Annotated in this window: 15 protein-coding genes; 14 read left to right on the forward strand and 1 reads right to left on the reverse strand. The window is 29.2% G+C overall.

The annotated features are described in order from the left end of the window. Window positions 1-167 precede the first annotated feature (167 nt). From pulA to BN2920_RS08480, 7 genes are all read left to right on the forward strand, one after another. Window positions 168-2141, forward strand: a complete 1974-nt coding sequence (pulA, locus tag BN2920_RS08450) for a type I pullulanase (RefSeq protein ID WP_058294581.1) — start codon at window positions 168-170, stop codon at window positions 2139-2141. A gap of 79 nt (window positions 2142-2220) precedes the next feature. Continuing rightward, the gene (locus BN2920_RS08455) at window positions 2221-3000 is read left to right on the forward strand and encodes a DUF4931 domain-containing protein (protein ID WP_058294582.1); all 780 of its coding nucleotides are present in this window, start codon (window positions 2221-2223) and stop codon (window positions 2998-3000) included. 390 nt (window positions 3001-3390) lie between these two features. Next, window positions 3391-4020 (forward strand): hypothetical protein, encoded by a 630-nt coding sequence (locus BN2920_RS08460; protein WP_058294583.1) that lies wholly within the window; start codon window positions 3391-3393, stop codon window positions 4018-4020. Continuing rightward, window positions 4021-4806, forward strand: a complete 786-nt coding sequence (locus BN2920_RS08465; RefSeq protein ID WP_058294584.1) for an ABC transporter permease — start codon at window positions 4021-4023, stop codon at window positions 4804-4806. Beyond that, the gene (locus BN2920_RS08470) at window positions 4799-5608 is read left to right on the forward strand and encodes an ABC transporter ATP-binding protein (protein ID WP_058294585.1); all 810 of its coding nucleotides are present in this window, start codon (window positions 4799-4801) and stop codon (window positions 5606-5608) included. Before BN2920_RS08465 ends, BN2920_RS08470 begins: the two co-directional genes overlap by 8 nt. Before the next feature lie 152 nt (window positions 5609-5760). Next, window positions 5761-6732, forward strand: coding sequence for an NrtA/SsuA/CpmA family ABC transporter substrate-binding protein (locus BN2920_RS08475; RefSeq protein ID WP_058294586.1), 972 nt, complete (start codon window positions 5761-5763; stop codon window positions 6730-6732). A 532-nt stretch (window positions 6733-7264) separates the two neighbouring features. Next, window positions 7265-10534 carry a cellulose binding domain-containing protein gene (locus BN2920_RS08480; protein WP_083498759.1) on the forward strand — a complete coding sequence of 1090 codons (3270 nt, stop codon included), beginning with the start codon at window positions 7265-7267 and terminating at the stop codon, window positions 10532-10534. Window positions 10535-10699: 165 nt separating this feature from the next. Here the strand turns inward: BN2920_RS08480 and BN2920_RS08485 are convergent, their stop codons facing one another. Beyond that, a complete protein-coding gene (locus tag BN2920_RS08485) occupies window positions 10700-11317 on the reverse strand; it encodes a hypothetical protein (RefSeq protein ID WP_058294587.1) in 618 nt (205 codons plus the stop codon). 516 nt (window positions 11318-11833) lie between these two features. Here BN2920_RS08485 and BN2920_RS22055 point away from each other — a divergent pair. The 7 genes from BN2920_RS22055 (at window position 11834) to BN2920_RS08520 (ending at window position 20529) form a co-directional block, all read left to right on the forward strand. Beyond that, window positions 11834-12211 (forward strand): DUF134 domain-containing protein, encoded by a 378-nt coding sequence (locus BN2920_RS22055; RefSeq protein ID WP_058294588.1) that lies wholly within the window; start codon window positions 11834-11836, stop codon window positions 12209-12211. Between the two features lie 55 nt (window positions 12212-12266). Further along, the gene (locus BN2920_RS22060; protein ID WP_058294589.1) at window positions 12267-12656 is read left to right on the forward strand and encodes a NifB/NifX family molybdenum-iron cluster-binding protein; all 390 of its coding nucleotides are present in this window, start codon (window positions 12267-12269) and stop codon (window positions 12654-12656) included. Between the two features lie 478 nt (window positions 12657-13134). Next, window positions 13135-14682, forward strand: coding sequence for an acyl CoA:acetate/3-ketoacid CoA transferase (locus tag BN2920_RS08500; RefSeq protein ID WP_058294590.1), 1548 nt, complete (start codon window positions 13135-13137; stop codon window positions 14680-14682). A gap of 27 nt (window positions 14683-14709) precedes the next feature. Next, the gene (locus BN2920_RS08505; protein ID WP_058294591.1) at window positions 14710-15345 is read left to right on the forward strand and encodes a class II aldolase/adducin family protein; all 636 of its coding nucleotides are present in this window, start codon (window positions 14710-14712) and stop codon (window positions 15343-15345) included. Window positions 15346-15765: 420 nt separating this feature from the next. Then, on the forward strand, window positions 15766-16602 hold the full coding sequence (licT, locus tag BN2920_RS08510; protein WP_058294592.1) for a BglG family transcription antiterminator LicT: 837 nt from the start codon (window positions 15766-15768) through the stop codon (window positions 16600-16602). Between the two features lie 285 nt (window positions 16603-16887). After that, window positions 16888-18786 carry a beta-glucoside-specific PTS transporter subunit IIABC gene (locus BN2920_RS08515; protein WP_058294593.1) on the forward strand — a complete coding sequence of 633 codons (1899 nt, stop codon included), beginning with the start codon at window positions 16888-16890 and terminating at the stop codon, window positions 18784-18786. A 129-nt stretch (window positions 18787-18915) separates the two neighbouring features. Further along, window positions 18916-20529: a DUF1593 domain-containing protein gene (locus BN2920_RS08520; RefSeq protein WP_058294594.1), complete on the forward strand. Its 1614-nt coding sequence runs from the start codon at window positions 18916-18918 to the stop codon at window positions 20527-20529. Window positions 20530-20578 lie beyond the last annotated feature (49 nt).

Below are 20578 nucleotides of genomic sequence, written 5' to 3' on the forward strand. Positions count from 1 at the left end.
TTATAATAACTATAATGGAAGTTTAGGTGTAGATTATTCTAAANTATGGATTTGCTAGATTCATCTAAAGAAATAATAGAAGGTGGAAGGGTAAGCCTTAAAGTACCTGCATTTTCGGCAAAAATAATAAGTAAAAGCAAGTAAGGTTTTGAAAGGGTAATTAAAAAATGAATTTATTAGATAATGATTATAATAACTATAATGGAAGTTTAGGTGTAGATTATTCTAAAGATAAGACAAAATTTGTAGTATGGGCTCCTAATGCTAATAATGTACGTTTGGTTTTATTTACAAGTAATGAAAAGGAATATAACGATCCGCCTCAAGAGATAATTGAAATGAATAGAGGAGAGAATGGTACTTGGAGTATAGAAGTAAAAAGAGACCTAAATAAAGTTTTTTATAATTATTTAATTACTAATAGTGGAAATGAGAGAGAGGTAACAGATCCGTATGCTAAAGCTGTCGGTGTTAATGGGAGACGAGGAATGGTTCTTGATCTTAAAGAGACAGACCCAAAAGGTTTTGAATATGATATAAGACCAGAGCTTAGCAGTGCATCAGGCTCAATAATTTATGAACTTCATATAAGAGATTTTTCTATAAATGAAATGTCTGGAATAGATGAAGATAAAAAAGGAAAATATACTGCTTTTACGCAAGAAGGCAGCAGTATTCCATGCGAATTTTCAAAGACAGGTATAAGCTATCTTAAAGATTTGGGAATTACACATGTTCATTTGATGCCATGCTTTGATTATGCAACTGTAGATGAAGAAAGATTAGATAAACCACAGTATAATTGGGGTTATGATCCTCAAAATTATTTTGTACCAGAAGGATCATATTCCACAAACCCATATAGCGGAAGTCAAAGAATAAAAGAATTCAAAGAAATGGTTCTTGCACTTCATAAGGCAGGTATAAGAGTAATAATGGACATGGTTTATAATCATACGTATAAATCTTATGATTCAAACCTTAATTTAGCAGTTCCAGGATATTATTATAGATGTGACCAAAATAGAAATTTCTCTAATGGTTCAGGATGTGGCAACGAATTAGCTTCAGAACGTTTTATGGTAAGAAAACTTATAGTTGATTCTGTTATATATTGGGCTAAGGAATATCATATAGATGGATTTAGGTTTGATTTAATGGGATTGCATGATATAGACACAATGAAAGCAATACGTAATGAATTAAATTTAATAGATCCATCAATAATTATATACGGAGAAGGCTGGACTGGCGGAGGAACATCATTAGATGGACATATTCAATCAAGTAAGCAAAATATAACTAAATTTGAAAGGATGCAGATTGCAGCTTTCAGTGATGATACAAGAGACGGTGTTAAAGGTCATGTATTTAATGTAAATGAAAGAGGTTTTGTAAATGGAAGAAGTGGACTCGAAGAAACTATTAAATTTTGTATAGTTGGTTCGACCGGTCAAAGTGGAATAAATTATGATAAAATAATATATTCACATTGGTCATGGGCAAATGAGCCATATCAATGTATTAATTATATATCTGCACATGATAACTATACACTATGGGATAAGCTTGCTATGGCTAATAGCGATTCATCCATAAAGCAGAGAATTAGCATGAATAAGCTTGCAGCTGCAATAATACTAACATCTCAAGGAATACCTTTTTTCCAGGCAGGAGAAGAATTTTTAAGAAGCAAGAAAAATGATGATGGAACATTTAATCATGACAGTTATAATGCTCCAGATAAAATAAATAATTTAGAGTGGCAAAGAACAATAGAGTATAAAGATATAGTAGATTACTATAAAGGCCTTATAAAATTAAGAAAGAAATATAGGGCTTTTAGGATGAATAGCAGATGTGAAATAAAGGAAAACTTAAAGTTTTTTGTTAAGGGAGAGAATTTTTATAAAGATAATATAGTTGCGTATAAAATTGAAGACAATACAGGAAAAAACTTATGTAATGATATTGTTGTAATATTTAATGCCAATGATGAAGAAGCTTTTATAGATTTACAAGAATGCAGATGGAGTGTGCTTGTTAATAAAGAAAAAGCAGGTGTTGATGAAATACATGCAATTACAGGAAACAATATAACAGTACCTTCAAAATGTGCATATGTTCTTATAAAAAAATAAACTTTTGAAAAATCATGATTTAAAATGATATAATGATTTTTATAAGATGAAATACGTAAGAAAGAAAAGGTGGTAATAGGTGGAGCAAGACAGATACCTGACATTTTTAAATGACATTAATGATGGCAAACCTAATAACTTTGTCAATAAAGATACTGAATGTCCATTTTGTGATAGAAAAAGTCTTGAAAATATAATTGATACCGAAGGTCCATTTATTATTTTAAAGAATAAATATCCAACTATAAAGGACACATGCCAGCTTGTTATAATTGAATCATATGAATGTGACACAAATATGAGCAAGTATAGTGATGAATATATGATAGAATTAATTAGATTTTCAATTAAGCACTGGCTTGAAATAGAAAAAAGTAATAAATATAAATCAGTAATTTTCTATAAAAATCATGGACCAAGATCTGGAGGAAGTTTAAAGCATCCCCATATGCAGATTGTAGGAATAGACAATATAGATTATAAAGAAAGTCTAAGAGAAGATAATTTTGAAGGAATATCAATATATGAAAGTGAAGGGTGCAGCATAAATTTATCTACAAAGCCATTTAATGGTTTTTCAGAATTTAATATAATTATGAGCGACACCTTAGATGCAATTGAAGAATTTTCATGCATCGTAAAGAAAGTTGTAACTTATGTGTTAAATGATTATTTTGTTAAATGTGATAGCTTCAATTTATTCTTTTATCATATGGATAAAAGAATCATATGCAAAGTATTCCCAAGATTCGTGACTTCTCCTTTAAATTTAGGATATGGAATAAGACAAATATCAGATAGTGCAGAAGATATTGCAGATGATTTGAAAAAATTATATTTTACAGATTACAAAAAATAATATATTAGTAAAGAAGGTAAAAAAATCTGGTGCACATGGAATAAATAAATGGTGCAATATCAGTGGCTAGGGATAACAAGAGAAATTCAATATATGATATGCTCTATTGTAAAAAAATTTTAAGCTGAAAATTCTAATGACAGTGGCTGTAGCCAAAATAGTTTGCTCCAAAAACAAGTTTTTGACAAGCAATTTTGGAACGGCCTTTGTCTAATAATTTAAAAGGTTAAAATTTTAATGCAATACATAAGTATACTCATATATTGAATTTATTTGTTTTTCTCTAAAATCATATATTACTTTATACTAGTGTTTTTATATTGACATAAGTAAGTAAAGATTGTATTATACTAAATGAAAATGATTATCAATATTTTAAATGGAGGCAACATGTCGAAATATATTTGGATAAATCCTGTAGCTGAAAAGATGTATGATGATGAGTTGAATTTAATAAAGTACAATTTAACTAAAAAAGGATATATAATAGTAAATTGTGAGTCACAACTTGAGTATGTAAAAGAACAGTATAAAAAATATTCAGAAGAAATAAACGGAACTATTTTAGACTGTAGATGCCCTGAAAGTATAAATTTTTTAAAAAGAAATAATTTAACTTATGGCTTTGAGATTCCAATGATTGAGCCAATATTAGTAAGAACATCTAGAGTATTATATGAAAAGTACATAAAAAATGAAGAGGATACATTAATAATAACCTGTCCATGTACGCAGCTTAGGGATTTTTCAAGGCAAGCAATGAATGATAAAGTTGGAATTAAATTTTTTACATGGAAAGAGTTTATTGAAAACGAAGGTATGGAATCATTAGGTAGCGTGGACGAGTCTCCTATACCATTAGGATATTTTAAGGATACTTTTGAAAATGTTCTTGAATTATCAAGTGAAGAAGAAATACTTACTGGAATAAGCAGCTTAAAAGAATGCAATGAAAAAAGATATGATATTGTAGAAATGCTTTATTGTAAAAATGGATGCAATAATGGAGATGGTCTATAAATGAAAAGTGAAAAATCTAAATTTAATATTTTAGGAAATTTAAAAGGATTTTTAATCTTTTTAATAATACTTATAGCTTGGTATATTGTATGTGAGATGAAGGTATGGAATGCTTATATATTACCTCCACCACAAAAAGTATTTGAAACATTTTTAAAGATGCTAAAAGATGGATCAATATTTATCAATATTTATGCAAGTATGAAAAGAGTTTTTATTGGGTTTTTCATAAGTGCAATAATCGGAATTCCACTTGGGATATTCTTTGGAATGGTTAACAGCATTTATGAATATTTTAAGCCGTTATTTAATTTCTTTAGAAATACACCACCATTAGCACTTATACCAATGCTTATATTGTGGTTTGGAATTGGAGAAAAATCAAAGATAATAATTATAATTCTTGCATCTTTCTTTCCTATATTTACAAGTACATTAAAAGGAATAAGAAATTGTGATTCGAAATTAATTGAAGTTGGTAAAGCTTTTGAATTATCTAGGTTGCAAATAATACTTAAAATAATAATTCCAAGTGCAGTCCTTGATATAGCTGTTGGACTAAAATTAGCATTAGGCTATAGTTTTAGGGCTATTATTGGTGCCGAGCTTGTAGCTGCATCTTCAGGACTTGGATATTTAATTTCAGATGGAAAAGAAATGTCTAGAACGGATGTAGTTATAGTTGGAATAATCGTAATAGGTATACTCGGAATATTGTGTGATTACATATTTTCTATACTTGTAAAGAAGGTCAACAAGGGAAAGTCGGTGGAAGCTTATGAGTAATTCGGGATATATAATAAAAAAAGTTTGCAAAAATTATGAAGTCAATAATGAGCAGCATATGGTTCTTAATAATATTTCATTAAATATCTCAACAGAAGATATAACAGTAATACTTGGAGAAAGTGGATGTGGAAAGACAACATTTCTTAGGATTATTGCAGGTCTTGAAAATGTAACAAGTGGTGAAATAAGCTACATTAAAGATAATAAAGAATTTAAACCAAAGGTAGGAATGGTATTTCAAGAAAGCAGGCTTATGGATTGGCTTAATGTAAGTGAAAATATAACTTTTCATAATGTTAGTAATAGATCTAAAAAAAATAATAAAAATGCAATATATAGGCTGCTAAGTAAATTAAGATTTAAGAAAAATAATTCAGTTAGTGAAATAGATGTAGATAAGTATCTTTCTATGATGAAATTAGAAAAGTTCAAAAATTCATATCCAGGTGAATTATCAGGGGGAATGGCTCAAAGAGTAAGTATAGCAAGAGCTCTTTCATTTGATCCAGATATGCTGCTTATGGATGAACCTTTTTCAGCTTTAGATTATTTTACAAGAAAAGATATGCAAAATGAAGTTATAAGAATACATGAATCTACAAATAAAGGTGTTATCTTTGTAACTCATGATATCGATGAAGCTTTAAAAATTGCAGATAAAATAATAGTTTTTACTTTAGAAAGAGAATTTAAAGAATTTAAAATAAATGATACATATAATAGAGATTTGACATCTAATTATTATGTTTCACTGAAAAAAGAAATTTTACATACCTTAAAATCTAATATTAAAGATTAAAGCCAATGAAGTAAAGATGATTAATAATATATTCCATGCAGAAAGTTATAAGTAAAAGGTAGAAAAGATTATTAAATATACATTATAAGAAGATTATAAATTATATATTAATATGTAATTTAAATATATAAACTCAAGGGGGAAAAACAATAATGAATTTTAAAAAAGTATTAGCATGTATGACAGCTATGATGGTTTTAACAGGAACAATGATAGGTTGTGGAAGCGTGAAGACAACAGAAGATAAGGCAGAACAAGTTTCAGAAATAAATTTAACTTACGTTAAATCACCACTTAATGTACCATCAATTATTCAAAAGCAGGATGATTTATTTGGAAAGGAATTTTCAAAAGATAATATAGCTGTTAATTTTCATGAAATAACTTCAGGACCAGATCAGACACAAGCTTTAGCAGCAGGAGAATTAGACTTCTTACATGCTTTAGGTGGAACTTCAGCATTAATAGCAGCATCTAATGGTGTTGAGTTAGAAATATTAAATACATATAGTAGATCACCAAAAGGATTTATGATTTTAACAAATGATGATTCAATAACTTCAGCAAAAGATTTAGTAGGTAAAAAGGTAGCAGGGCCTAAAGGAACAGTACTTCATCAAGTATTAATAGCTGCTTTAAAAAATGAAGGACATACAATTGATGATGTTGAATATATAAACATGGGGATTCCTGAAGCTAGTGCAGCTCTTGCAGATGGCAGTGTAGATGCAGCTCTAATAGCTGGACCTACAGCACTTAAGGCAATAAATTCAGGAAGCAAAGTTGTTGCAAATGGGGAAGGCTTAGTTGATGGAATAATTGTAACTGCTGTAAGCAAGGACTTTGCAGATAAGCACCCAGATCTAGTAGATAGATTTTTAAAAGTAGAAAAAGAAACTTTAAAGTATGTAGATGAAAACTTTGATGAAGCTATGGAAAAAGTAGCAAATGAAGTTGGCTTAACAGTTGAAGAAACAAAAGAAATGTATAGCTGGTATGATTTTAATTTAGACATAACAGATGCTGATATACAATCACTTAAGGATACACAAGACTTTTTAATTGCAAATGGATTACAAGAAAAAGAAGTAAATGTTGAAGATTTAATATATACTAAAAAATAATTATAAATAGCAAAGAATAAAGAAGTACGAATTTTTATTCATACTTCTTTATTTTGTATTAGAGGCAATAATATGTATTTTGTATTTAAAGAAAAAATATTAAACGTAAATAATGTATGTGAACAAGCGCAATATTTATTAACGAATATCCCATAGTTCAGTAATATGAACATGGGATATTTTTGTGTGATTTTATATTATATATAAATAAATTATAGATTTGTTTAAAATAAATCTAATTAATACAAGAATTAATTCTAAATTAATATGTAATATATTATAGCTATTATGATTTACATTAGAATTATTTAGACAAAAAGTACAAAATAATACCCCCTAAAATACTTAGTATATCATGATATAAAGGTTATGAATGTATAAGTAAGTCATATTAAGTCGGAAGATAATTATTGATATTATTTCCATAAAATAATATAATTTGAATTATAAAAGATTAAAATATTTTACTCTTTTATAAAATAATTAATTTAAACTCAAGGCTAAAAAATAAGGGAAAAGTGAGGGTGTTTTAATGATTAAAAAAAGATTTAAAAAACTGACATCATGTGTAATGGCTGGATCTATAATTACATCTTTAATTGGACCAACTAATGTATTTGCACAAGATATGAATCAAAATGTACAAGCAATCACAAATAGTGAAAATCAAGCACAAGTAAAAATTAAAGAGCGTACATCTGTTCATGATCCTTCTATTGTAAAAGACGGTGATACTTATTATGTATTCGGTTCTCATATAGAAGCAGCAAAGTCTACAGATCTACAAAATTGGACTAAATTTACTAATAACTATACCACTCCCAATAATGTTTTATTTGGGGATTTGTCAAAAAATTTAGCGGGATCTTTTGCGTGGGCTGGTGAAAATGATTCAGATAGTAAAGGTGGATTTTCTGTATGGGCACCAAATGTATTTTGGAATGCAGACTATGTAAACGATAACGGAACAAAAGGTGCATATATGATATATTATTGCACATCATCTACTTATAAGAGATCTGCTATAGGTTACGCTGTATCTCAAAATATAGAAGGTCCATATACTTATGTTGATACAATTATGTATTCGGGCTTCACTAGTGGAGATTCTTATGATACTGGAAGTAAAATAAATACTAATTATTTGAATACAAATATTAAAGAACTTATTGATAACGGTACATTAACAGGATCAAATTCAAAATGGTTTACAAGTAATGGGGCTTATAATACAAGCTATTCTCCAAATGCCATAGATCCAGAATTATTTTATGATTCAGAAGGTACACTCTGGATGACTTATGGCTCTTGGTCGGGTGGCGTGTATATATTAAAAGTTGATAAAAGCACTGGTAAAGTAATATATCCAGGAAAAGATGAAAATAGTGATAGTGGTAATATTACTGATAGATATTTTGGAACTAGAATATCTGGGGGATATACAAAATCAGGTGAAGGTGCAAAAGTTGTTTATGATAAAGAAACAGGGTATTACTATTTATATGTATCTTATGCTGGATTAGCTGCAAATGGTGGTTACAACATAAGATTATTTAGATCAAAAAGTCCAGAGGGTCCTTATTTGGATGCGGCTGGAAATAATGCTGTATTACCTGGAAATGTAGATAATGCTTATTCTGGAATTAAACTTATTGGCAATTATAAATTTGATTGTTTAGATGTTGGATATAAAGCGGCTGGACACAATTCATCATTTATTGATTCAGATGGACAAATGTATCTAGTTTATCATACAAGATTTAATAATGGTACAGAAGAACATCAAGTTAGAGTTCATCAAATGTTTATAAATGAAGAGGGATGGCCAGTAGTAGCACCTTATGAATATAGTGGTGATAAAATTTCTGAAGATGGTTATTCAAAGGATGAAGTTGTTGGATACTACCAATTTATTAATCATGGTAATTCTAACAGTTCTGCAATGATAGATACATTAAATGTAGAGCTAAAGGAAGATTATACAGTATCTGGTGATGTAAGTGGTACTTGGAGCATGAAAGATGATTCATATTTCATGAATGTTACTATAGATGGAGTGACTTATAAAGGAGTATTCTTTAAACAACAAGATGAGTCTAAATATGTGTCTAAAGTAATGACATTTACTGCTCTTGGTAGTAATAATGAATGCATTTGGGGAAGTAAGCTTGAATTAAAAGATAGTGAAGCAGTACAGTATGCAGGAAATGATTTAGAGGCGAAAATTCCAAGCAGTACAAAATCAGATATAACATTGCCTACAGTAGGCGCATATAATACAACAATTTCATGGTATTCAAGTAATCCTAGTGTGCTTGATAGTGAAGGAGTAATAAGTCGTACTGCAAATGACGAGATTATCACACTTACAGCGAAAATATCTAAAGGTGAATCAGTTTATAATAAAACATTTAATGTTGTTGTTAAAGGTAAATTAGAAAAGATTGATTTAGAGCCAACATATAAATATGATTTTGATACATTAAATGAATCAAATGAAGTTTTAAATAGTGGAATTAAAGATGGAAGTGCAATTCTAGTAGGTTCAGCATCAATTTTAGATGATAAAAATAGAGGGAAGGTACTAAGTATATCAAATGAAAAGGGCGCTATAAAAGAAAATTATTTAGCCTTACCAAGTGATACATTTAGTGGAATTATCAATAAAGGTTATACAATAGGAATGTGGGTAAATGTAGATACTACAGATCCAAATTACTTTGAGCATAGTGCATTGTTTGAAGGAAATGGTGGTGGACAAGATAAATATCCTGTCACAAGAATTAGTGCTAATTTATTCTCTAGAATTAATTCCAATGGAGCATGGGCTGACGCAACAGAAATTAGTAAGCCATTAAAAGCAAATACATGGCAATATGTAACATATACAGTAAATTCAGAAGGAATTGCTGTATATGTAGATGGAGATGAAGTTGGAAGCGCTAAAGGTAATTTAACAGCATGTTTTGCAGATGATTTTCTTTCAAATATGACTGATGTTAGAGTTGGAAGTGGTAACATTTGGGGAGATGCAGATATATCTTCTGCAAAATTTGATAATGTATCTGTCTATGATACTGCATTAACAGATCAACAAGTAGAAGCACTTTATAATGAAGAAGTGTCATCAAAGCCAGAAGAACCATCAAATCCAAGTGAAGGTAATGGAATTTCATTTAATTATAAAGTAGATGAGGCATGGGAAAATTACGTTAAGTCAACTGTAAAATTAACTAATACAAGTGATAAAACAATTAGCAATTGGGCATTGAAAGCTGATTTTGATGGAGAAATAACTCAAATATGGAATGCTTCAATAGCTTCTCATGATGGAAATAGTTATATAATAAAAAATTCTGGATGGCCACAAGATATTACCACAGGTGCAGCTGTTGAATTTGGTTTTATAGCTTCATATGAAGGAGAAAAAGCTCCTGAAATTACAAAACATAGTATTGTATCATCTGAACAAAGAGTAGAAGATGATCAATATAAAGTTGATTTCTCTAAAAGTTCTGAATGGGATAATGGATTTAATGGTGAGCTTGTAATTAATAACAACGGTAATACACCAATAGAAAATTGGGTTATTGAATTTGATTATAAAGATACAATTGAATCTATATGGAATGCAGAAATAGTAAGCCATAAAGGAGATCATTATGTAATTAAAGGTAAATCACATAATGCTAATATTAAAGCAGAAAATAGTGTATCATTTGGATTTGAAGGAGTGCCTATTGAGGGAGGTAAGTCAACGGAGGTCCCAGAAAATTATATTTTAAGTGAAGTCACATACTAGTATATATACAGGACAGGTATTGATAAAAATTTAATAATAGTTAGTTTTTTAAATCAGTTGGAGTGGATTTAAGTACTTCAACTGATTTTTCTGTACAAGAAATAATTAGTGTTGCATTTGATATTGTAATTTATCTTATATTAAAATTTAAGTTTAAGTTTAAGCTCATTTAGCATTAAACAGAGAGTATACCATATCTTCACGTACATAATTCAATGATTCAATTGTTCCATCAGATGCAGATAAATATCCATATTCACCATTATCAAATTTAACTGCATTATAGCTTAAATTCCCATTAATTTTACCAATAGCTTCACTTATTTCTACAAGATTATTTTTAAAGGAATCACTCATAGGAACGTATTTTTCTTCAAATAAAGTATTATTAGATATAGAATAAACATACATTTTTTCACTGTCATTAGGATGCAATTGTACTATATTACCATCACTGCTTATCTCAACATTACAATATGAATCGCCTTGAGTAGCGTTACAATCTATAGATTTCAAATCTAAGCTTTTCATAATGCTGAGATTATTTAAGTCATATAAAAAAAGACCAAAGTATCCATGGAAGATCACCATGTCAGAAGATGCATAGTCAATCTCGGCCATATCTGCACCTATAATGTCTTGAGGATTTAATTCGGATACAGCAGGTTCAATTTGTATTTTTTCATCATTAATATTACTAACATTTTTAGATACATTATTTGAAGATAATGATAAGTTTTTTGATGAGCCCTCATTGGTGTTACTACAACCAGTTAAAAACATACATGCTACCGATATACTTATTATTAAAGAAATTAATTTTTTCAGAATTCATCATCTCCTTTCTACAAACTAATTAATAAAGTATTAATTTATTTCGTCTTAGTTAAAATAATTATAAAATGTCTTTTATAAAAATATTTGAGATCTTTATTGTGTTTTTATAATTAATATTTTTGTGTTTATTGATAATTTACTAATACTGATTTTTATATATTCATCTACTAATTTATTTACCAAAGTAATTATATAGATTGTGAATATGATTATTTTTTTTGTAATATATAGCAATATTGTTAATAACCTGTGTAATCAAATTATATCATGAAAGTGATTAAAATAGAAAATTGAAATTTATGAGACTAAGAAAATAGAGTTATAGTACTTCGATGATGGTATTATAGATCTATTTTGGTAAAAATATAAAGAATAAATATGGAAATAGATACTAAGAATATTTGACATATGTCATAAAAGGTATATAATAATAATTGACATATGTCAAAAAGGGGGAGTGTCATGCCAAGACCTAAAAAGTGCAGAAGAATCTGCAGTATGCCTAAAACTGAAGAATTTATCCCAGTAGGTAAAAATATGGATGATGAGATAATAGTCATGAATTTAGATGAGTATGAAGCTATACGTCTCATTGATTTAGAAAAAATGTCTCAGGAACAATGTGCTAAGCAGATGAATGTTGCAAGGACGACAATTACAGCAATATATGATAGTGCGAGATATAAAATTGCTAATTCGTTGATTAATGGAAAGAAAATATTAATTGATGGAGGAAATATTGAACTTTGTGAGTATCATAGTAAGTGCTGTGGCATGGGCTGTATGAAAAAATGTTTTGAAGATAATAAGACATGCAGTAAAAACTGCTGCAATAAATAATATATTAAGTTAGTGTACAAGCATGTACATGACATATGATAAGGAGAATGAAAAGATGAAAATAGCAGTAACTTATGAAAATGAACAAATATTTCAACACTTTGGACACAGTAAACAGTTTAAAATTTACAATGTAGAAGATAAAAAAATAGTATCGAGTGAAGTTGTTGATACAAACGGAAGCGGACATGGAGCCTTAGCAGGATTTCTTAAAGAGCATAAAGTTGATACATTAATATGTGGAGGAATTGGCGGTGGTGCTAAAACAGCACTTGCAAATGCTGATATTACTTTATATGGCGGAGTTTCTGGAAATTCAGATGAAGTTGTTAATGAATTCTTAAACGGCAAATTACAATACAACCCCAATATTGAATGTTCTCATCATCATGAAGGTGAACATAACTGTGGGAACAATGGATGTGGAGAACATAGTTGTAAATAATTTATAATTTATATCTTTTTTAAAGAAATAAATTATAAATAATGGAGTCTTAATATTTTCTGGACTCCATTATTTTTATAATTAATATAATATTTCTATTATATTGCTACAAAGTTTAGCTTTTTAATTCAAAGGTTAAAAATCATAAATTTAGTGAGAATATATTTTTTGCAAACAATTAAAATATTCAGAAAATTTAAAAAATATATCTTGTTTTATTATTTGCATAATGCTATAATTATTTCTAAGAGAAAAGTAATTATTTAGAAAATAAGTATAATACGATAAATAATTAAATAAAAAGTTAAATTTAGGAGACTAAGAGATATAGAGTTATAGTACTTCAGTTAAGGAGGTGTTATAACTTTTTTTGTTGCAACATTTGTTAAAAAAATATCAATAATTACGGTTTAAATAATCCATTTAATAATGTGTGATGGATTGAAAAAAGAAATGAGAATTTGAGGGGGAAAAGACAATGACAAAAGTAATTAATTTTAAGGATGCAGTAAGATTAGTGAAAGATAATGATGTTTTAGCAACATCTGGTTTTGCCTTTTTAGGAGTTCCAGAAGCATTGATGAAAGGGCTTGAAGAAAGATTTTTAGAAGAAAAAAGTCCTAAAAATTTAACTTTAATGTTTGCAGCAGCATCAGGAGATAGAAAGGATAGAGGATTAAACCATTTAGCTCATGAAGGCTTAGTTGGTAAAATAATAGGAGGTCACTTTGGCTTAGCACCTAAGATTGGAAAATTAATTAGTGATAATAAAACAATTGCATATAACTTGCCTCAAGGAGTTGTATGTCATATGTTTAGAGATAAGGCTGGAAAAAGAACAGGGACTATAGAAAAGGTTGGATTAGACACATTTGTAGATCCAAGAATAGATGGTGGAAAAGCAAATTCAAGAACTAAAGAGGATATAGTTGAAGTAATAGATATATTAGGTGAAGAAAACTTAATTTATAAATGTCCAGATATTAATATAGCTTTTATTAGAGGGACATATGCAGATGAAAAAGGAAATATAAGTATGGAGCATGAGGCTACGTACTCCGAAGCCACATGCATAGCGCAAGCAGCTAAAAATTGTGGTGGAACAGTAATAGTACAGGTAGAAAAGGTGGTTAAAGAAGGCACTATTGATCCTAAAATTGTTAAAATTCCGTCAATTTATGTTGATTATATAGTTGAGGCAGAAAAAGAAGATCAGGCTCAAGTTTTAGGTCAAGACTATGATCCTTCATTGACTGGTGAAGCTAATATGGTGGTAGATGCACTTAAGCCATTAAATTTAAATGAAAGAAAGATTATTGGAAGAAGAGCAGCTATGGAATTATCAGAAGGACAAGTGGTCAATATAGGAATAGGAATGCCTGAAGCGGTTTCAAGCGTTGCAAATGAAGAAGAAATTGAAAAGCTTTTCTCTTTAACAGTGGAGCCAGGGTTAATAGGAGGAATCCCACAAGGTGGAGACAGGTTCGGAGCCTCAATCAATCCTGAATGCATGTTTGATCAAGCAACACAATTTGATTTTTATAATGGAGGTGGACTTGATATAGCTTTCTTAGGACTTGCAGAATGTGATAAAGAGGGGAATGTAAACGTAAGCAAATTTGGACCAAAGCTTCCGGGGTGTGGTGGATTTATTAATATTACTCAAAATGCAAAGAAAGTAGTCTTTTGTGGAACATTCACAGTCAAAGGACTTCAGATAGAAATTGAAAATGGAAAAGTGAAGATTATAAATGAAGGAACTAATAAGAAGTTTTTAGATTCCGTTCAGCAGATTACTTTTAGTGGTAATAGAGCAAGAAAGCTTAAGCAGCCAGTAATGTATATAACAGAACGAGCAGTTTTTGAATTAAAAGAAGATGGTCTTCATTTAACAGAAGTAGCACCAGGAATTAACCTTGAAAAAGATATTTTAAGTAATATGGAATTTAAACCAATAATAGATAAAAATCTTAAAGTAATGGAAGAAAAAATATTTTTAGATAAATTAATGGGATTAAGAAAGTAGCCTAAATTTATAAGGAGATGATGTAGTATGCTAGAAAATTTAAAAATTAAACTTATAAAAATTGCACAAGATGCAGAAAAGAATAATTTGGGTTTAGAAAAGTGTGGAAGTTTCAGTATCAAAGATAAGACATCAGGATATATAGTGATAACACCTGCAAAAATAAAAATAGAGAACTTAAAAACAACAAATATTTGTATTGTTGATTTAAAAGGAGAAAAAATTGAGCCGCTTGATGGAATAAACCCTAGTTCTGACTTGAAAATGCATCTAGAAGTATATAGCGCTAGAAAAGATATACGTACTTTTATGCATATAAATTCAACTTATGCAACAACATTTTCAATAGCAAATAAAGTGATTCCACCAATATCATATGATTCAGCAAGCTATGGAGGGTATATCTATTTAGCAAAATATGAAGAAAGAAAATCTGATGAATGTATAACTGATTTAATAGAAAAGTTAAGTAGAAGTGATGCTTGTTTATTAGAAAGTAATGGAGCTATTGTTATAAGCTCAAGTACAGAAGACATATTGTCTAAAGTAATAGATGTAGAAAAAGTTGCTAAAGTTTATTATAAAGCATTAATTTTGAATCAATTCAAAGAGCCAAAAAGAATATCAAGAGATGAGTTGATGCTTTATTTATCAAATAGATAAAACAATTTAACTTGCTTTCCCTAAACCCATTTATATAAAAGACCATATAATAAAAAATAAGGCTAAATAGTTTTCTATTCGGCTTTATTTTTTATTCAGTTTATTATAGTTTCTTAAGTATTGTATCATTTTAGCATGTTATATAGAATTAAATTGTAAATATAAAATGTGTAGTAAGTTTGCATATTATCATATTCTTAAATTAAAAGATAAAATATAAAAAGATTATATATTGACATGAAAAAGTTTTTATGATATCCTTATCATGAAATTAATATTTAAGGATTGTTACTGGTTATGCAGGCTTTACCGCTTTATTTTTAATATTTTGTAAAAAATATTATATTATTTTGTGGTGTGGTCTTTTTTTATACCACAATATAGAGATTCAAAAGGTGAAATTTTAGGGGAGAATAGCTTATGAAAATAGACAAGGTAATAAACAACAATTTAATTCGTGCATTTGACAAAAATAATAAAGAAGTCCTTGTTATGGGATGTGGTCTAGGATTCAAAAAGAAAATTGGAGAGGAAATAGACTCTGATAAAATTGAAAAGGTTTATTATTTAGAAGATGCAAATAGCACTAACAAATTAGTAAGTTTATTATCAGAAATTCCATTAGAAGTCATTCAGGCATGTAATGAAATAATTTCTTATGCAAAATATTCACTTGGTAAAAAGATTAATGATAATATTTATATTTCATTAACAGACCATATAAATTTTGCATTAGAGAGAGCAAAACAAGGGGTAGATTTTAAAAATGCTCTTATTTGGGAAATAAAAAGATTTTATAATCATGAATTTTTAATAGGTAAAGAAGCATTACAGATAATTAAGAAAAAGCTTAATGTTGAACTTCCAGAAGATGAAGCTGCATCAATTGCATTACATATAGTTAATGCAGAGCTTAATTCTAGTAATATGGATGAAACTTTAGACATAACTAAGATAATACAAAATACTTTAAATATAGTAAAATATCATTATAATTTAGAATTAGATGAATATTCACTTCATTATGAAAGATTTATAACACATCTAAAGTTTTTTGCACAAAGAATGTTTAGTGGAAAGGAAATAGAAGATGAAGATACTAATCTTTGTGAAATAATGAAGGTAAAATATAAAATGGCATATGATTGTGTTGAAAAAATAGAAAAATATATTGAAAAAGAATACGATCATAAGCTTACAGAAGATGAAAAGATGTACCTTGCTGTACATATAAATAGAATAACAAAAATAAACTAAATAAGTTTAGGATTGTTACTGGTAATGCAGGCTATACCTAAGAAACATAGATTTTTGAGCGCTCAGTCTATGTTCCTTAGGTATTTTTTATAAAATTTTATGTAGCTTTAAATAGCCTAAAGCTCGCAATAATATTTAATTAAATGCAAGAATGTTACCATAAGCAGGTTTATATAAAAAGTAATTACAAAATATAAAGTTAGTTAAATAAAATATAGATCTGGGTTATGGGCTTTACTTCATTAAAATCAAATTTAAAATTTATTTTAATTGGAGGATTGTATTATGGACTACTCAGTAGTAGCAAAAAGAATAATAGAAGAGTTAGGTGGAGAAAAGAATGTTAACAGTGTTATGCACTGTATGACTAGACTTAGATTCACATTAAAAGATGAAAGCATTGTTGATGATGAAAAAGTTAAGAAAATAAAAGGTGTTATGGGTGTCATGAAGAAAGGCGGCCAATACCAAATCATCATAGGAAACAATGTAGGAACTTGCTATAAAGAACTATTAAAGCTTGGAAACTTTAGTGATTCAAATAGTAATAGTGAAGAATCAAAAGAAAAGAAAGGAATTGTTACAACCGTTTTAGATGTAGTATCAGGATGTATGTCAGGAACTATGCCAGCTTTAGTTGGAGCAGGTATGGTGAAGGTTTTACTTGTAATACTTACTACAATAGGATTATTGTCTGATACAAGCCAAACATATAAAATACTGTATTCTTTAGGAGATGCAACATTTTACTTCTTACCATTTTTATTAGTTATTTCTTCATCTAAGAAATTTAACATTAATCCTTATACATTAGGTGCAGTTATAGGAGTTATGTTATATCCAGATTTTACAGGATTAGTAGCAAGTGGTGAAAAAATATCACTATTTGGACTTCCAGTAGCTGCAGCAAGTTATACATATGCAGTAATTCCAGTAATCATAATGGCATGGATTATGAAATATATAGAACAATTTGCTGATAGAATTACTCCAGCTGTAACAAAGAACTTTTTAAAACCATTACTTATTTTAATTATTGCACTTCCTATAGCACTTGTTTTAGTTGGTCCTTTAGGATATTTTGGAGGTAATATATTATCATCAGCATTATATGCTATGTATGACAAAGCAGCATGGCTTGCATTAGCGCTAATGTCTGCACTTATGCCTTTACTAGTTATGACAGGTATGCACTGGGCATTTGTACCTATATCAATACTTAGTATAAATACTACGCCAGGATTTGATACTTTACTATTAGTTGCAATGTTATCTTCAAACTTAGCTCAAGGAGCTTCATGTATAGCTGTAGGTTTAAAATCAAAAAATAAAGATTTAAAACAATTATCTTTCTCATCAGCAATATCAGCATTTCTTGCAGGTGTTACTGAACCAGCAATGTATGGTGTTACTTTAAAATATAAAAAGCCTTTATATGCTTGTATGTTTGCAGGTTTAGTTGGAGGATTTTACGCAGGATTAACAGTATTAAAATGTTATGTGTTTGCAACACCATCAGTATTAGCAATGGTACAATTTATTGCACCAGAAGGTGGTAGCAATATGACAAATGCATTAATAGTAGCAGGAATATCAGTTGTTATAGCTTTTGTAGGAACATGGATATTAGGTTTTGATGATCCTAAAAACGAAGAAGATGAAATAGTAGAAGAAGTTAATGAAGATAATACTTTAGAAGAAAGTATAGAAAATAATAATGAAGTAACAGTTGAATCTGTAGTATATGCTCCGATTGAAGGTAAGGCAGTTTCATTAAAACAAGTTGATGATGCTACTTTCTCAGAAGAAATAATGGGAAAAGGTGCTGCAATAATACCAACAGTAGGAAGAGCAGTAGCTCCAGTTGATGGAGTAGTTTCAGCATTATTTGAAACAAAGCATGCAATTGGAATCACAAGTGAAGATGGTGTTGAATTGTTAATTCACATAGGACTTGACACAGTTAAGCTTGGTGGAAAACACTTTACAGCTCATATAAAAGCAGGAGATAAAGTTAAAAAAGGTGATTTATTAGTAGAGTTTGATATAGAAGCTATTAAAAAAGCAGGATATGATACTATAACACCAGTTCTTGTAACTAACGCATATGACTATAAAGATGTTTTATCACTTATAGATAGAGATGTTAAAGAAAAAGAAGAATTGATTAAAGCTACTAAATAATTAATTCTACTCAAATTTGATATTTATAATATGATGAATTCTAGCTGATATATAGATATCAGCTAGGAGAATTCTATAAATTAAATATAAATTAACAAAAGAAAATATTAAAATAAGGGGAGTAGTAAAATGAAAAACAAAAAATGTTCTTTACTTTCTATGCTTGTAGCATCAGTTTTATGTGTTGGTATGTTTGCAGGATGTAATAATGCCAAAGCGCCTGAAACTAATAACAAAGTAGAAGGTCAAAATGTTTCATCAACAATACAAAAGACAAAGGCTCGTACTGTTATTACAACAGATGGTGAAGTTGATGATATGAACTCAGTAATAAGATTTATGCTTTATGCAAATGAAGTTGATCTTGCAGGAATAGTTGTGACAAGCTCCATGTATCACTATGCAGGAGATGAAGAAAAAGGGATTGAACCATTTAGATGGACTGGAACTAAGTGGGTAGACGAATTTATTGATGCATATGAAGAAGTATATCCTAACTTATCAGTACATGCAGAAGGCTATCCAGAACCAGAACATGTTAGAAACATAACTAAGATTGGTAATATCTCAGATGCTGGAGAAATGGATGAAGTCACAGAAGGTTCTGAGTACCTAAAAGAACTTTTCTTAGATGATGATGATAGAGAACTGTATGTCCAAACATGGGGTGGAACTAATACTACAGCTCGTGCTTTAAAGTCTATAGAAGAAGAGTACAAGGATACAGATAAGTGGGAAGAAATTCAAAAGAAGATTAATGAAAAGGTTGTACTTTATATAATTTTAGACCAAGATGACAGCTATGGTGAATATATAGCGAAAAATTGGCCAAACATTAGAATCATAAATGATAGAAGTAACTTCTGGCACTTTGCATATGCTTGGAAATATCATAACGATGAGGTGAACTCTTTATTACAAGGTGACTGGATGTATGAAAATATTAAAGCAAATCATGGACCATTACTTGAAAAATATGCTTTAATGGGTGATGGAAATTATATAGAAGGTGAACTTGAAGAAGAACAAAGAGGAACTGAAGAATATCTTAAAAATAACTCAGAGTATAATAGATATGACTTTATATCAGAGGGAGATTCTCCATCATTTTTATACTTAATTGATAACGGTTTAAGAAGTATGGAAGATCCAACTTATGGAGGTTGGGGATCTCGTTTTGGAGTTGTTAATGATAACTTATGGAAAAATACTGAACTAGATTACAATCCATATACAAATCAATATGAAGCATCATATTCTTTAACAAGATGGTTTGATGATATTCAAAATGATTTTGCTGCAAGAGCAGATTGGTGTGTTGCTAAAACTTATGAAGAAGCTAACCATGCTCCAACAGTTAAAGTTAAAGAAGGAATTGATTTAACTGCGAAAGCAGGAGAAAAGATAACATTAACTGCTGATGCCAAAGATCCAGATGGTGATGAAATAACTTATAAATGGTGGCGTTATGCTGAAGCTGATACTTATGAAGATTACAAAGGTCAAAAGAATGAGACAGAAGATACTTATGCTGGAGATCTATTACTAGATACTACTCGTAAACTTGCAGAAAATGAAGTTGTAGACAGCATTAAATTAGAAGGAAGTGACACTAATAAGGTTACTTTCACAGTACCAGAAGATGCAAAATCTGGTGATACTATTCACATTGTTGTTGAAGCAAAAGATAATGGAAAAATAAACTTAAAACATTATCAACGTGTTATTATAACAGTTAAATAAGAGATTATACTTAGAATAAATAATAACTAAGATATTAAAATATAAGTGC

Source organism: Clostridium neonatale, from assembly GCF_001458595.1.
Taxonomy (GTDB): domain Bacteria; phylum Bacillota; class Clostridia; order Clostridiales; family Clostridiaceae; genus Clostridium; species Clostridium neonatale.